The sequence below is a fragment of the uncultured Demequina sp. genome, assembly GCF_913055775.1.
Taxonomy (GTDB): Bacteria; Actinomycetota; Actinomycetes; order Actinomycetales; family Demequinaceae; genus Demequina.
Genome location: NZ_CAJXJX010000070.1, coordinates 1 through 14,267 on the forward strand (window position 1 = coordinate 1; position 14,267 = coordinate 14,267).

The following is a 14,267-nucleotide window of genomic DNA, read 5'->3' on the forward strand; positions in this document are numbered from 1 at the left end:
GCGAACCCGGCGACGACCTCTCCGGACTCAGCGAGCGCTCGCCCTTCGTGCACATCAGCCGCATTCCCGAGGCCGGGCCGGGCCAGCGCAACGTCGATCCCAGCGACGCGATCAATTCCAAGGCGCCGCTGGACAAGCTGGTCGGCTCCATCACCCCGGCCGACCTGCACTACGAGCGCAGCCACGCCGGCGTGCCGATGCTGGATCCGGCCACGCACCGCCTGCTGATCCACGGCATGGCCGAGAAGCAGCTGGTCCTGACGATGGACGACGGGGCGCGCGAACTGGCCGGGGTCGACATTCGCCTGTCCAACGGCGTGATCGCGGAAATAGGCGCGGCGCTCGACCCGGTGGGTGAGATCGTGGACGCGTCGGGCTGTCTCGTGACCCCCGGTCTCGTCAACACGCATCACCACCTCTACCAGACCCTCACACGCGCGGTGCCCGGCGGGCAGGACGCGCTGCTCTTCGGATGGCTCAAGACGCTCTACCCCATCTGGGCACGCTTCGGGTCCGAGGACATGCGGATTTCTGCCCTCGCCGGGCTGGCCGAGCTTGCGCTGTCCGGCTGCACGCTGACCTCGGACCACCTCTACCTGTTTCCCAACGGCGCGCGGCTTGACGACACGATCGACGCGGCGCGCGAGAACTCGAGGAACGCGCACGACGAAGCGCTGAGCAACTCGCTGTTCGTGCGCCAGGGCGTCATGAACGGGGCCGACGTCCTTCCCTTCGCTGGGCTCTACCTCGATGAGGCTCAGCTCAGCGGCCTCACGCTGGACGGCGCCGACTTCGCGGATGCGACCCTCACGGGCGCGGAGCTCAAGGGATCATCGCTGCGCAACGCCGTGCTTGCCGAGGCCGACCTCACCGGAGCCGACCTGACGGACGCCGACCTCACGGGGGCGGACCTGTCCGAGGCGATGTTGGCCGATGCGGATCTCACGGGAGCGACGCTCACAGAGGTGCTGCGCGACGACGCATCCCTCGATGGCGCGTGGTATCTCGCGTCCGAGCCCCCGGCGGCGGATCAGGAGCTGCTGGACGAACTGCGGGCCGTGGGCGCCTCCGAGGCGGACGAGGACGACGACTGAGCCACCGGGGCGGGCATGCCGACCCCACGGATGACGCACACCCCTTCGGGATCCGGCGTCACGGATACGCGCTCGATGCCAGCCCCCTCGTCGAGCGCCGCCTGGATCAGCGTCGCGTGGATCGGGCAGACGACGTCGGGACGCAGCCGGGCGAGATCAGGGACCGGGCAGGCGCGGATGAGCGCCGCGCCGTCCGCGCGCCAGTCCACCTCGACTCCCGCGACGTCGAAGGCCGCAGTGACCGCATCGGCCGCACTGCCGGAGTCCTCCGCCACCTCAGCACCGTGGTGCCCACCCAGCCGCTCCGCCGCCACCTGCGCGCGGACGGCGGCATCGCCGCCGGCCCGTCCGAAGCCCGCCAGAAGTGCCTTGGCGAAGTCTCCGTGGACGGATCGCACGTGCGACACCGGCTGAGGGGACTCCTGGAGAGCGCGATACACCTGGCGCGGGCGACCTGGCCTCCCGGTCCGGTCGATCTCCGCCGCGGCGAGCTCGGCGTCCTCGAGTATCTCGAGGTGCGCCCGCACGGTGTTCTGGTGAAGACCCAGACGCGCTGACACCTCACTGATGGGCACCCCGCCCGGAGACCGGGCGAGCTGGTCGAGGATCCTCCGGCGCGTGCCCGAGGCGAGCGCCGCGTGACGGCGCGTCTCCAGGTCCTCGACGCCAGCCATGTCAGTCCTCGGCGGCAACGTCCTCGGGCTCCGCCGGCGGTTTCGGCGCGGCACCCGCGCATCCACATCCGCCGCACCCGCACGCGCCGGACGCCTTGCGCTGCGTCGCGGCCTCCTGCGCCTCGCGGTTCGTGTAGAACTCCATGCCATCTCCCTGCCGTGATCAGCCGGTGTGCGCCGTCTCCTCATCGTCGCCCCCGCAGGACGTCACGACCCGGGCCTTTGGCCCCGGATGGGCGTCCGGCGTGCGGGCGCGACAAGCGCTTACATCTGCCTAGGATGGACGGATGACCGCCACAACGACGTCGACCGAATGGTGGCGCACCGCCGTCATCTATCAGATCTACCCGCGCTCGTTCGCTGACTCCTCGGGCGACGGCATCGGCGACCTCGCCGGCATCACCAGCCGCCTCGAACACCTGGCCGCGCTGGGAGTCGACGCGATCTGGCTGTCGCCCTTCTACCGCTCACCTCAGAAGGATGCCGGCTACGACGTCGCCGACTTCACCGACGTCGACCCACTGTTCGGCACCCTCGCCGACTTCGACGCGATGCTCGAGCGCGCCCACAGCCTGGGACTGCGCGTGATCGTCGACATCGTGCCCAACCACACGTCCAGCGAGCATGCGTGGTTCCAGGCGGCCCTCGCATCGGCCCCCGGCTCGATCGAGCGCGCCCGCTACATCTTCCGCGACGGCCGCGGCCCCGACGGCGCCGAGCCCCCCAACAACTGGGAGTCCGTGTTCGGCGGCCCCGCCTGGACGCGCGTGACGGAGCCGGAAGGCACTCCCGGCCAGTGGTACCTGCACCTGTTCGACTCGTCCCAGCCCGATGTCGACTGGTCCAACGAGGAGGTGCGCCTCGAGTTCGACCGGGTGCTGCGCTTCTGGCTGGACCGCGGCGTCGATGGGTTCCGCGTGGACGTCGCGCATGGCCTGGCGAAGCACCCGGATCTGCCCGACTTCGTGATCGACGAGATGATCGACTCGATGGGCGCGGCGCAGATGGGCCACCCCGCGTGGGCTCAGGAGGGCGTGCACGAGATCTGGCGGCGCTGGCGTGCCGTGGTGGACGAGTACGACGGCGAGCGAATTCTCACCGCCGAGGCGTGGGTGGAGCCGCTGTCGCGCATGGCGGCGTGGGTCCGCCCGGACGAGATGCACCAGGCCTTCAACTTCCCGTACCTGATGACGCTGTGGGATGCGTCAGCGGTGAAGTCGGTCATCGACGAGTCGCTCGGGGCCTTCGCCTCCGTGGGCGCTCCCGCGACGTGGGTGCTCTCGAACCACGACGTGGTGCGCCATCCCAGCAGGCTCGCACTCACGGCGCCGAACCCGCAGGGAGTGGGCATCGGCCCCGACTCCCCTGGTCTGCCCGATCCTGCGGTCGCGCGCGCACGCGGCCGGGCGGCGACGCTGCTGATGCTTGCCCTTCCCGGCTCCGCCTACATGTTCCAGGGCGAGGAACTGGGCCTGCCCGAGGTGCTCGACATACCGGCGGACAGGCGCCAGGACCCGACCTTCGCGCGCACCCAGGGAGAGCGCTACGGCCGCGACGGCTGCCGGGTCCCGATCCCGTGGGAGGCCGATGCGCCGGCGTTCGGCTTCTCGCCCAGCGGCCAGGCCTGGCTGCCGCAGCCCGCCGAATGGGCCCCGATCGCGCGCGACCGGCAGCTCGCCGACCCGGAATCGACGCTCACGATGTACGCGCACGCGCTGCGCCTGCGCCGCGAGCGACGCCTCGGCTCAGCTGAGCTCACCTGGCTGGACACGCCGGACGGAGTGCTCGGTTTCACGGTGGGCGACGTCACGGTGATCGCCAACGTCGACGGACCCGAGACTCCGGTGCCAGATGGGATCGTGCTCGCCGCATCCCGCCCGGTAGCGGGTAGCATTCCGCAAGACACCTGCGTCTGGATCGCCCGCTAGATCCGGCCGCCTCGAGGAGGAGACGATGGCGAAGATCCAGAAGGTCGCGGAGCTCGCCGGCGTGTCGACCGCCACGGTGTCGCGAGCGCTCGCGGGCAAGGCCTCGGTCTCGCCGGCGACCCGCGCTCGTGTGGAGCAGGCTGCCAAGGAGCTCGGGTACGTCGTATCGGCGAGCGCCTCGAGCCTCGCCTCGGGCCGCACCCGCAACGTCGGCATCGTGACCCCGCAACTCAGCTCGTGGTTCTACATGAGCGTGCTCGACGGCGCCCAGCGCACCCTCTCCGACGCCGGCTACGACCTCACGCTCTACCACCTCGACGCGAACATCGGCGCTGATCTCCCCGCGGATGCCAACCCCCGTCGTCGGCGGCTCTTCGACGAGTTCCTGCGACGCAAGCGGGTGGATGCGCTCATCGCCGTCAGCCTCGAGCTCAACTCCGCCGAGCTCGCGAGCATGCACGGCCTGAACAAGCCGGTGGTCGGGATCGGCGGCCCGCTGCCCGGCGTGCCGACGCTCTCCGTCGACGACAAGGCGATCGCCACACTCGCCACGGAGCATCTCCTGTCGCTCGGTCACCGCGACATCGCGCACATCGCCGGTGACCCCGATTTCGAGCTCGACTTCCATCTGCCCGCCACCCGTCGCGCGGGATACGAGGACGCATTGAGGGGCGCCGGCATCGAGCCGGAGCCCCTGCTGGTGAGGTCTGCTGACTTCACGATCGCCGGCGGCTACGACGCCACCCTGCAGCTCCTGGGCGATCCTCGAGTGCATCCCACCGCGATCTTCGCGGCGTCCGACGAGATGGCGATCGGTGCGATGCTGGCGGCACGCGACCTGGGCCGCGATGTGCCCGGCGATCTGTCGATCGTGGGAATCGACGGCCACGACCTCGGGGGGTTCTTCGGGCTCACGACAGTCGACCAGTTCCCGCAGATCCAGGGGCGTCGCGCCGTCGAGACCGTTCTGCACGAGCTCGACGGCGAGCACGAGGAGCCGTCGAACGAGGAGCTGCCGTACGAGCTCGTGGTGCGGAAGTCGACATCGAAGCCGCGCGCCACCTCGAAGCCCTGACATGACCGCAGCCCCGCGCATCACGGTCATCGGTCCGGCGGCGTGGAACCACCTCATCGTGGTCGACGAGCTCCCGCAGCCACGATCGCAGATGGTGGCCGCGCTCGATTCCTGGTGGACCGTGGGCGGCACGTCGGCGGGCAAGGCTCTGCACCTGCTCGACCTTGGCGCGGACGTCACGCTCGTGACGCCCGTGGGAGACGACGACGATGGGACGCGATTGCGTCGCGCTCTCGAGGCCGCTGGGCTCACGGCGGTGACCGTCGCGGCCGATGCCACCGAGTCCCACACCAATCTCATGTCCACGTCCGGAGAGCGCCTGTCGCTCTACACCTCGGCACCGCGCGAGGCCACGACCGATGCGGTCACGGCCGCGATCGAGGCGTCGATCGCTGCGGACGTCGTGGTCGTGGACATGTCGCCGCTCGGTCGTGCGGCGCTTCCCGCGATCGCGGGACTGGGCGTGCCCGTGTGGACGGACCTGCACGACTGGAACGGCGCTGACGGCTACCACCGACCGTTCGCGGATGCGGCCACCGTGGTGACGCTCAACGACGACGGCGGCGGCGACCGCGATGCGATCATGGAGGGCCTGCGGGCTCGCGGCGCTCACCTGGTGATCAGGACGCTTGGCGCGGAGGGGGCCACGGCCCTCACCGCTGAGGGCACGCGGCACCAAGTGCCAGCAGATCCCGTCGACGCGATCGTCGACACGAACGGCGCCGGCGACGCTTTCACCGCAGGAGCGCTGATCGCCAGCGTGCGGGGGGCGGGCCCGGAGGCGCTGCTCCGCTCGGGCGCAACCCAGGCCAGCCGTGCGCTGGGAACCCGGCACCTGAGCCCGCTGCTCGACTGACGCGGCCGCCGTCGCGTCAGCGCACCGGCTCGTCTTCCGCGTCGAACTCCTCATACTCAGGCCCGGCCGCATCCGCGGTCTCTTCGTCAGCGGCCGGCTCGGCCTCGCTCGCGAGGGCCGGGTCTCGCCAGAGGTACCTCAGCACCAGCCAGAACACGGCTGCGAGCACGAGCGCCACCAGGCCGAGCGTCATGAGCACGTCGACGATGGGACCCAGCGCGGTGGTGGCGATGACGTCCTCGACGAGCACGCCGGCGCCGCCGTCCCGGCCACCCGGCATGAACGAGGCGATCGTCGGCGGGCCCATCGAACCCAGGGCGAACGCGATGCCGAGCCCGATGACACCCGCACCCACGAGCGCACGCGGGGCGAACCACCTCCACGTGGGCGCAAGCGCGATGCCTCCGACGATGAGGACCAGCCCCCACCATACGAACCACGTCGCGGCGAACCCGAGCGCTGCGTAAGCGGCACGGACATCCTCGAAGGTCTGGGCGTCGATGACCTCGACCTCGTAGGCAGGCAGGTCCAGGTCAGGGACGAGAGGGCCCACCACGGGGATCTCGTCGATCCGCGCGTCGACCCGAGCGCCGATGTCCACGCTGAGCGCGAAGGCGGCGGGTTCACGGTCGGCATCAGCGATCTCCTCGAGGAGCCGGTTGGACAGGCGATCGACGCCCGTCGAGACCGTGCCCGTCACGAACTCGGATCCGATCGCTGACACCAGTACGTCGTGGATCTGCTGGTCGAACAGGTCGAGCCCCGCGAGCACGATCTCCTGGTCGACCTGTTCCCTGATCGCCGCCTGCACCTGGTCGGCGACCAGGGCCGCGGTCTCGGGCGACTCGAGCACGCTGGTCACCAGGGCATCCGTGGCCGTGCCCTCCTCGATGCTGCGGACGCTCTTCACGCTCAGGCCCCATGCGACGATCAGCATGGTGCCGAGCAGGACGAGGAAGGCCGACCCCACTACTCGCAGTGCTTTCATGCCTGTCCTCCCCCTCGGGCCACACGTCCGCCGTGCCGGCCATCTGCTAGCCCAGGCTAGCGCCGCGTCCTGCCCGTGAGTGCAGCAAACGCCGCGGCCACGGCCGCCCCCGCCAACGCCGCGGCGCCCAGCCACGTCGCTCGCCGCATGACGACCGGTGCGGCCTCTTCGGTGAGGACGTCGCGCCACAGCGTGGACAGCGCGCCATCGTCGCCGCCCGGCACGAAGCGCGTGATGGTCTCGGGACCCAGCACGGCGATCGCCGCCCCGAACGCGAGGCTGATGACTCCCAGTGCGAGCAGGACCTTGGGAACGAACCACCGGCGGCGCGCGGACACCAGGATGCCGATCGTGAGCGACGCTATCCCGCACCATAGGCCCCACGCAGCGGTCCAGGCGATCCGCGCGTAGGCGCTCCGCGTGGTCTCGAAAGTCTCGGCGTCGAGAGCCTCGACGGCCACGGGTGGCACCGTCACCTCGGGAATCACCTCGCCGACTGCCGGGAGGTCATCGATCCGCGCATTGATCGCGTCGGAGACGTCCACCTCGATCACCAGCGGCGCGGGCTCGCGGAGCGCATCGGTGAGCGCCTCGGTGAATTGGGCGTGGGCATCGTCGACCGCATCGAGCGCCGCTTCCTTGAACCCAGGGCTGTCGACCGCGGCGTCGATCCCGGTGGCGATCGCTCCCTCGACGAGGGGGACCACCGCCCCGGCCCCCGCGTCGGCGATCGCCCCCAGCGCGCGGTCGGTGGCGTCGGACGCGATCGCCGCTCTCACGGCGGGCGTGTCCAGAGCTCGCTCAGCGATGCCCCGCAGCGCCGTCCCGTCCTCGACAGCGTTCACCACGACTGAGCTCACCGCCCAAGCGGCCACCAGGAAGGCTCCCACGATGATGCAGATCGCGGATACCACCGTGCGCAGTCCCGTCACCGGCGCCGCCTCCGTACCGTCACGTGGTCGTGTCCCAGCCGTAGAACACCCGCTCGGTCACGGCGCGCGCGTGGCGCGTGGTGCGCCCGTGTCGCTCGATGAGCTCGGCCCCCGTGTCGTCCACATTCATGATTCCGGCGAGGATTCTCACCTCGCGCGCATCGCCAGGAAGGACGTCGGGAGAGCGTTCACGACCGCGCAGCGCGAGAGCCCCACGCAGATCGGTGGCCAGCACCCAGGCGTCGTCCAGGTCGGCCGCGTCCGTCCGCGAGAGCAGCCCAGCCCTGGTCGCGGCGTGAAGGGCCTCGCGCGTACGCGTGGTCCGCAGCCCGTCGACGTCGTGCGCGTGCTGCAACTGGAGCAGTTGCACCGTCCACTCGACGTCCGACAGGCCGCCCGGGCCGAGCTTGAGATGACGGCGTGGGTCGACACCACGCGGCAGCCGCTCGGACTCCATGCGCGCCTTGAGCGTGCGCATCTGCTTGAGCGCCGAGGGCGGCAGCTCCGGCGGGTAGCGCACGGCGTCGATCATCGTGGTAAAGGCGGCGAGAAGCTCCTCGTCCCCGGCGCACGGGCGGGCGCGGAGCAGCGCCTGCGCCTCCCACGGGTCAGACCAGCGCTCGTAGTAGGCGGTGCAGGACGCGAGAGACCTCGCCAGGGGCCCGTTGCGCCCCTCCGGTCGCAGATCAGCGTCGATCTCGAGCGGCGGCTGCGGATTGGGCGCCTGAAGCAGGCGCTGGAGCTCCCGCGCGACCTTGACCGCCAGAGCCGAAGCCTGCTCGTGCTCGCCGTCGAACACGAACTGCACGTCGGCGTCGGAGCTGTACGACATCTCGGAGCCGCCGTAGCGCCCCATGGCGACCACGATGACCGAGATCGGCAGTGTGTCGAACCCTTCATCGCGCGCGACCACGGCCGTCGCGATGCGCAACGCGCCCGCGATGAGCATGTCTGCCGTCGCGGTGACCGATGCGGCCGCCTGGACGGAGTCGATCAGCCCCAGGACGTCCGCCGCGGCCACGCGCGCGAGCTCCCGGCGCCGCAGCCCGCGCAGCGCGGTGATGCACTGATCGGCGTCGTCGGATCGCTTGAGGATCGCGTCAGCCTCCCGCGCCAGCCGCTCGGGCGAGCGCGGTTCGAGCTGCGCGTTGTCGCCCAGCCAGGTGACGTTCTCCGCTGAGCTGAGCAGTGCGTCGGTCACGTACACCGAGGTCGACAGCAGGCGCGCGAGCCGCTCCGCCGCCGTGCGCGAGTCCCGCAGCAGCTTGAGGTACCACTGGGAGTTCTCGAGCTGCTCGGACAGACGGCGGAAGGCGAGCAGACCGGCATCCGGGTCCGCGCCGTCCGCGAGCCAGCCGATCATGGCGGGAAGGAGCTGGCGCTGGATGGATGCCCGGCGCGAGACGCCCTCGGTGAGGGCCGTGATGTGCCGCAGCGCGGCCTGAGGGTCGTCGAAGCCGATGGCCGCCAAGCGGTCGCGCGCGGCGGCGTCGTCGAGCCGCGCCTCGTCGGCGCTCAGCGACGCGACCACGGGCAGGATGGGTCGGTAGAACATCTCGAGGTGCATCGCGCGGACGTCGCGGCGGATGTCGTGCCAGACCTCGTCCATGTACTCGACGGTGGCGAAGCCGGACGCGCGCGCGAGGACGCGCCGATCGTCTTCGGCGGCGGGCATGAGGTGCGTGCGGCTCAGGCGGCGCAGCTGGAGGCGATGCTCCCAGACGCGCAGCTGCCGGTAGGAGCGGTCCATCTTCGCGGCGTCGGGACGGCCCACGTATCCGCCGCGGCGCAGCGCCGCGAGCGCATCGAGCGTGGAGCGCGCACGAAGCGACGGGTCATGGCGTCCGTGCACGAGCTGCAGCAGCTGAATGGTGAACTCGACGTCGCGCAGACCTCCTGGCCCCAGCTTGATCTGGCGGTCCGACTCGTGGGCGGGCACGTGCTCCTCCACCCGACGGCGCATGGCCTGGGCGCTCTCCACGAAGCCCTCGCGCTCGACCGCCTTCCAGACCATGGGTCCCATGGCCTCGACATACGCAGCTCCCACCTCGCGGTCCCCCGCGATCGGGCGGGCCTTGAGCAGCGCCTGGAACTCCCACGTCTCCGCCCACCGCTCGTAGTACGCACGGTGCGAGGCGACGTTGCGCACGAGGACGCCGTCCTTCCCCTCGGGCCGGAGATTCGCGTCGACCTGCCACAGCGCGGGCTCGGCACCGGCACGGTCGCAGGCTCGCGACGCGGCGTTCGCGAGGCGAATCGCCACCCGGAGCGCCTTGTCCTCGTCGGCGCCCTCCGCCGGTTCGGCAGCGAAGATCACGTCGACGTCGGAGACGTAGTTCAGCTCGCGGCCGCCGCACTTGCCCATGCCGATGATCGCGAGGCGCGTCAGCGCGTGCTGGGGCTCACCGGCGCGGGCCACCGCGAGTCCCGCCTCGAGTGCCGCGCCGGCGAGATCCGCCAGGGCCGCACCGACAGCCGGGAACAACGGCGCCGGCTGGTCCGCGTACAGGTCCTCGGCGGCCACGCGCATCAGTTGCCTGCGGTACGCGACACGCAGAGCCCGCACGCCCTCGTCCCCCTCGACGGTTGCCACCGGGATGTCCGCGTCGGGGTCCGCCCCGACGGCCTCCAGAAGAGCGCGGCGCTGGTCGACGATCGCGAAGGACTCGCCCTCCGGCCACGCGGAGAAGTCGGCGAGGAACTCCGGGTGCAGCACCAGGAAGTCGCCGAGCGCGACGGACGCGCCGAGCAGCACTCCCAGCCGCCCGCCCGCAGCGGTGTCGGCCAATGCCCTCAGGGCATCGAGGTGACCGCTGTCGCGTGCCGCCTCGGCGATGCGCAGGAGCTGCAGCAGGCCCGTGTCGGGGTCGGCGAGGTACGACACCGTGTGGGCGGGGTCCTCGAGCTGGACGCCGGTGATGTCGCTGATCTGCGCGATCAGGGACTCGGCGCGCGCAGCATCCGACACGCCCGCGCGCCGGAGCCTCGTCGCGAAGGAGACCTCACGTGAGCTCACGGCGCCTACAGCACAGGCAGGTACTGTTCGAGCTCGTAGGGAGTGACCTGCGCCCGGTACGCCTTCCACTCCGCGCGCTTGTTCCGCAGCACGAAGTCGAACACCCGCTCGCCCAGCGTCTCCGCCACCAGCTCGGAGCGCTCCATGACCTCGACCGCCTGCGACAGCGACGTGGGCAGCGCCTGGTAGCCCATGGCCTTGCGCTCGGCGGCACTGAGCTCCCACACGTCGTCCTCGGCGCCCTCGGGAAGCTCGAGACCGTCCTCGATCCCCTTGAGCCCCGCGGAGAGCAGTACCGAGAAGGCCAGGTACGGGTTGGCTGCGGAGTCGAGCGCGCGGTACTCGACGCGCGTGGACTGCCCCTTGCCGGGCTTGTGAATCGGGATGCGCACCAGCGCCGAGCGGTTGTTGGAGCCCCAGCACACGTAGGACGGCGCCTCGGCGCCGCCCCAGAGGCGCTTGTACGAGTTGACGTACTGGTTGGTGATCGCGCTGATCTCGGGGGCGTACTTCAGCAGCCCCGCCATGAACTGCCGCGCGACCTGGGAGAGCTGGTGGTCGGTGCCCGCCTCATAGAACGCGTTGCGGTCGCCCTCGAAAAGGCTCATGTGCGTGTGCATGCCGGAGCCGGGCCCGTCAGCGAGCGGCTTGGGCATGAAGGACGCGAACACCCCCTGCTGGAGCGCCACCTCCTTGATCACCGTGCGGAAGGTCATGATGTTGTCCGCCATGGTGAGCGCGTCCGCGTAGCGCAGGTCGATCTCGTTCTGCCCCGGACCGGCCTCGTGGTGCGAGAACTCGACCGAGATGCCCATCGACTCGAGCATCGTGATGGCCTCGCGGCGGAAGTTGTGGGCCGTGCCGCGCGGCACGTTGTCGAAGTAGCCGGCCCTGTCGACGGGCTTCGGCGGCACCCCGGGCTCGGGCTTCTCGAGCAGGTAGAACTCGATCTCGGGGTGCGTGTAGAACGTGAATCCCAGCTCCGAGGCCCGGTCCAGGTTCCGCTTGAGCACCTGACGAGAGTCGGACAGCGCGGGCTCGCCGTCGGGAGTCGAGATGTCGCAGAACATGCGCGCCACGCCGTGCTCGGCGCCACGCCACGGGAGGATCTGGAACGTCGTCGGGTCGGGCTTCGCAAGCATGTCGGCCTCGTACACGCGCGTCAGGCCCTCGACGGCCGAGCCGTCGAAGCCGATGCCCTCGGTGAACGCGTTCTCGAGCTCTGCGGGCGCGATCGCCACGGACTTGAGGATCCCGAGCACGTCGGTGAACCAGAGCCGGATGAACCGGATGTCACGCTCCTCGACACTGCGGAGCACGTATTCCTGCTGCTTGTTCATAGGCCCATCCTGCCCTACGAGTGTGTCCGATGCGTAACGTGACCGCCCTCGGGTGGACGGCTACGCTCGCACCATGCCAACGCTGAGAGTCGCGCTCGCCCAGATCAACCCCTGCGTGGGAGACATCGCTGGTAATGCCGCGCTCGTGATCGACCGGTGCCGCGCCGCGAACAGCCTGGGCGCCCACCTGGTCGTGTTTCCCGAGATGGTCGTGACGGGCTATCCCATCGAGGACCTTGCCCTGCGTGAGAGCTTCCAGCGCGCGGCCGCAGGAGCCGTCGAGTCGATCGCGACGGATCTGGCGGCGGCGGGCCTCGGCGACCTCACGGTCGTGATCGGCACCCTCGGAGTGAGCCGGGCGGGCAAGCCCTTCAACCAAGCGGCCGTGGTGCGCGACGGCGACGTGATCGCGCGCTACAACAAGCACCACCTCCCCAACTACGGCGTGTTCGACGAACGCCGCATCTTCGCCGCCGGTGAGGACCGATGCGTGGTCGAGGTGCGCGGCACCCGCGTGGGGTTGGTGATCTGCGAGGACATCTGGCAGGACGGCGGACCTGTCGCGCAGATGGACGATGCGGACATCCAGCTGCTCGCAGTGCTGAACGGGTCGCCGTTCGAGGAGGGCAAGGGCCACGTGCGAACCGAACTGGCCCAGCGGCGTGCTCGAGAGGTGAACGCGCCCGTCGCCTATGTGAACCTCTGGGGCGGCCAGGACGACCTGGTGTTCGACGGGCACAGCTTCATCGTGGGCGCCGATGGCACCGAGCTCGCGGCCGCCCCTGGCTTCACCGACGCGCTGATGGTCTGGGATGTTCCCGAGGACTTCGACACTCCGCAGCCCTCCCACATCGCCGAGCGAGCCAGCGACGACGAGCAGGTCTACTGGGCGTGCGTCACCGGCCTGCGTGACTACGTCCTCAAGAACGGCTTCAGCTCGGTAGTGCTGGGCATGTCGGGAGGCATCGACTCGGCGCTGACCGCGGCGATGGCTGCGGACGCCATCGGCGGCGCCAACGTGGTGGGCGTGTCCATGCCGTCTGCCCACTCGTCCGACCATTCACGAGACGATGCCGCGGATCTCGCCAAGCGCATCGGCGCGGACTACCGCGTGGAGCCCATCGCGCAGATGGTCGACGCGTTCCAGGCACAGCTCGCTCTGGACGGCGTCGCGGAGGAGAACCTGCAGGCGCGGGTGCGCGGCGTCATCGTCATGGCGATCTCGAACCGCGAGGGCCACCTCGCGATCGCTCCCGGCAACAAGTCCGAGCTCGCGACGGGCTACGCCACCATCTACGACGCCGGCTCCATCGGCGGCTTCGCGCCTCTCAAGGACGTCGACAAGTCGCGCGTGTGGGAGCTGGCGCGGTGGCGCAACGCGTACGCCGAGTCCCGAGGGGAGGTGCCCCCCATCCCCGTGAGCTCGATCGACAAGCCGCCGAGCGCGGAGCTGCGCCCCGGCCAGACCGATCAGGACTCCCTTCCCCCGTACGAGCTTCTCGACGAGGTCCTCGACGCCTACGTCGAGCACGCCGAGGGGCGCGAGGAACTGCTCGCCCGCGGATTCGACGCCGAGGTGGTGGACACGGTGCTGCGGCTCGTCGACCGCGCGGAGTGGAAGCGCCGGCAGTATCCCCTGGGAGCGAAGGTGACGGCGCTCGCGTTCGGACGCGACCGCCGCCTGCCCATCACCAACCGCTGGAGCGAGAACACCTGAACCCTCTCTCCCTCCACCGAAGTGGATCCCTTTCGCTTCCCTAAGCGCCTAGGTGAGCGAAAGGGATCCATTTCGCGGGGAGGGGCGTGGGAGGGGTGACGCCTAGAGTGGAGCCATGAGCGATCGCAAGAAGGTCCGCATCCATCACTTCGCGCAGATGAAGCAGCGCGGCGAGAAGATCACGATGCTCACCGCGTACGACTTCCCCACTGCCCACGCCTTCGACGCCGCGGGCGTGGACATGCTGCTGGTGGGCGACTCGATGGCCGACAACATGCTCGGCTACGACTCCACCGTGCCGCTGACGCTGGACGAGATGGTGCCGTTCGCGCGCGCAGTCGCCAAGGGCGCGCCGCACGCCTTCGTGGTCGCCGATCTGCCCTTCGGCACGTACGAGGTCTCGCCCGAGCAGGCCGTCGAGTCGTCGATCCGCATGATGAAGCTGTCCGGCGCGCAGGCCGTGAAGTTCGAAGGCGGGCGCCGCATCGCGGCGCAGGTGAAGGCGGTGACCGATGCGGGCATTCCCTTCTGCGGTCACCTGGGCTTCACGCCGCAGTCGGAGAACGCTCTGGGAGGGCGCCGGATCCAGGGACGGGCCGACGGCGCGTACGAGGAGATTCTCGCCGATGCGCTCGCGCTGCAGGAGG

General features: G+C 70.3%; 12 protein-coding genes. 6 read left to right on the top strand and 6 right to left on the bottom strand.

From position 1 onward, the window contains the following. Positions 1–1,094: pentapeptide repeat-containing protein (locus tag QZ483_RS08370; protein WP_297082876.1), on the top strand; the 1,094-nt coding region annotated here is incomplete at its 5' end. Here QZ483_RS08370 and QZ483_RS08375 read toward each other — a convergent pair. Both QZ483_RS08375 and QZ483_RS08380 read right to left on the bottom strand, forming a co-directional pair. Next, positions 1,031–1,768, bottom strand: a complete 738-nt coding sequence (locus tag QZ483_RS08375) for a metalloregulator ArsR/SmtB family transcription factor (RefSeq protein ID WP_297082878.1) — start codon at positions 1,766–1,768, stop codon at positions 1,031–1,033. The two genes, QZ483_RS08370 and QZ483_RS08375, sit on opposite strands and share 64 nt — an antisense overlap. Position 1,769: 1 nt before the next feature. Further along, complete coding sequence (locus tag QZ483_RS08380) at positions 1,770–1,913, bottom strand: hypothetical protein (RefSeq protein ID WP_297082880.1); 144 nt, start codon at positions 1,911–1,913, stop codon at positions 1,770–1,772. Positions 1,914–2,055: 142 nt separating this feature from the next. On the opposite strand from QZ483_RS08380, the gene QZ483_RS08385 reads away from it, so the two are divergent. Genes QZ483_RS08385 through QZ483_RS08395 form a run of 3 tightly spaced genes read left to right on the top strand, consistent with a single transcriptional unit; the run spans position 2,056 to position 5,627 of the window. Continuing rightward, positions 2,056–3,696 carry a glycoside hydrolase family 13 protein gene (locus tag QZ483_RS08385; protein WP_297082882.1) on the top strand — a complete coding sequence of 547 codons (1,641 nt, stop codon included), beginning with the start codon at positions 2,056–2,058 and terminating at the stop codon, positions 3,694–3,696. A gap of 25 nt (positions 3,697–3,721) precedes the next feature. Further along, a complete protein-coding gene (locus tag QZ483_RS08390) occupies positions 3,722–4,771 on the top strand; it encodes a LacI family DNA-binding transcriptional regulator (protein ID WP_297082884.1) in 1,050 nt (349 codons plus the stop codon). Between the two features lies 1 nt (position 4,772). After that, a complete protein-coding gene (locus QZ483_RS08395) occupies positions 4,773–5,627 on the top strand; it encodes a carbohydrate kinase family protein (RefSeq protein WP_297082886.1) in 855 nt (284 codons plus the stop codon). Between the two features lie 16 nt (positions 5,628–5,643). Here the strand turns inward: QZ483_RS08395 and QZ483_RS08400 are convergent, their stop codons facing one another. Genes QZ483_RS08400 through QZ483_RS08415 form a run of 4 tightly spaced genes read right to left on the bottom strand, consistent with a single transcriptional unit; the run spans position 5,644 to position 11,903 of the window. Next, complete coding sequence (locus QZ483_RS08400) at positions 5,644–6,615, bottom strand: hypothetical protein (protein ID WP_297082888.1); 972 nt, start codon at positions 6,613–6,615, stop codon at positions 5,644–5,646. A 56-nt stretch (positions 6,616–6,671) separates the two neighbouring features. Continuing rightward, complete coding sequence (locus tag QZ483_RS08405; RefSeq protein ID WP_297082890.1) at positions 6,672–7,547, bottom strand: hypothetical protein; 876 nt, start codon at positions 7,545–7,547, stop codon at positions 6,672–6,674. Between the two features lie 19 nt (positions 7,548–7,566). Beyond that, positions 7,567–10,563, bottom strand: coding sequence for a bifunctional [glutamine synthetase] adenylyltransferase/[glutamine synthetase]-adenylyl-L-tyrosine phosphorylase (locus QZ483_RS08410; RefSeq protein WP_297082893.1), 2,997 nt, complete (start codon positions 10,561–10,563; stop codon positions 7,567–7,569). A 5-nt stretch (positions 10,564–10,568) separates the two neighbouring features. Further along, positions 10,569–11,903: a glutamine synthetase family protein gene (locus QZ483_RS08415; protein WP_297082895.1), complete on the bottom strand. Its 1,335-nt coding sequence runs from the start codon at positions 11,901–11,903 to the stop codon at positions 10,569–10,571. 73 nt (positions 11,904–11,976) lie between these two features. Between QZ483_RS08415 and QZ483_RS08420 the strand changes: the two genes are divergently transcribed. Together QZ483_RS08420 and QZ483_RS08425 are read left to right on the top strand one after the other, a co-directional pair. Continuing rightward, complete coding sequence (locus QZ483_RS08420) at positions 11,977–13,620, top strand: NAD+ synthase (protein WP_297082897.1); 1,644 nt, start codon at positions 11,977–11,979, stop codon at positions 13,618–13,620. Between the two features lie 115 nt (positions 13,621–13,735). Then, positions 13,736–14,267: 3-methyl-2-oxobutanoate hydroxymethyltransferase (locus QZ483_RS08425; RefSeq protein WP_297082898.1), on the top strand; the 532-nt coding region annotated here is incomplete at its 3' end.

Bases quoted from the DNA above. Each gene is read 5' to 3' on its own strand.
- QZ483_RS08375 (WP_297082878.1), bottom strand. From the start codon at position 1,768: ATGGCTGGCGTCGAGGACCTGGAGACGCGCCGTCACGCGGCGCTCGCC.
- QZ483_RS08380 (WP_297082880.1), bottom strand. From the start codon at position 1,913: ATGGAGTTCTACACGAACCGCGAGGCGCAGGAGGCCGCGACGCAGCGC.
- QZ483_RS08385 (WP_297082882.1), top strand. From the start codon at position 2,056: ATGACCGCCACAACGACGTCGACCGAATGGTGGCGCACCGCCGTCATC.
- QZ483_RS08390 (WP_297082884.1), top strand. From the start codon at position 3,722: ATGGCGAAGATCCAGAAGGTCGCGGAGCTCGCCGGCGTGTCGACCGCC.
- QZ483_RS08395 (WP_297082886.1), top strand. From the start codon at position 4,773: ATGACCGCAGCCCCGCGCATCACGGTCATCGGTCCGGCGGCGTGGAAC.
- QZ483_RS08400 (WP_297082888.1), bottom strand. From the start codon at position 6,615: ATGAAAGCACTGCGAGTAGTGGGGTCGGCCTTCCTCGTCCTGCTCGGC.
- QZ483_RS08415 (WP_297082895.1), bottom strand. From the start codon at position 11,903: ATGAACAAGCAGCAGGAATACGTGCTCCGCAGTGTCGAGGAGCGTGAC.
- QZ483_RS08420 (WP_297082897.1), top strand. From the start codon at position 11,977: ATGCCAACGCTGAGAGTCGCGCTCGCCCAGATCAACCCCTGCGTGGGA.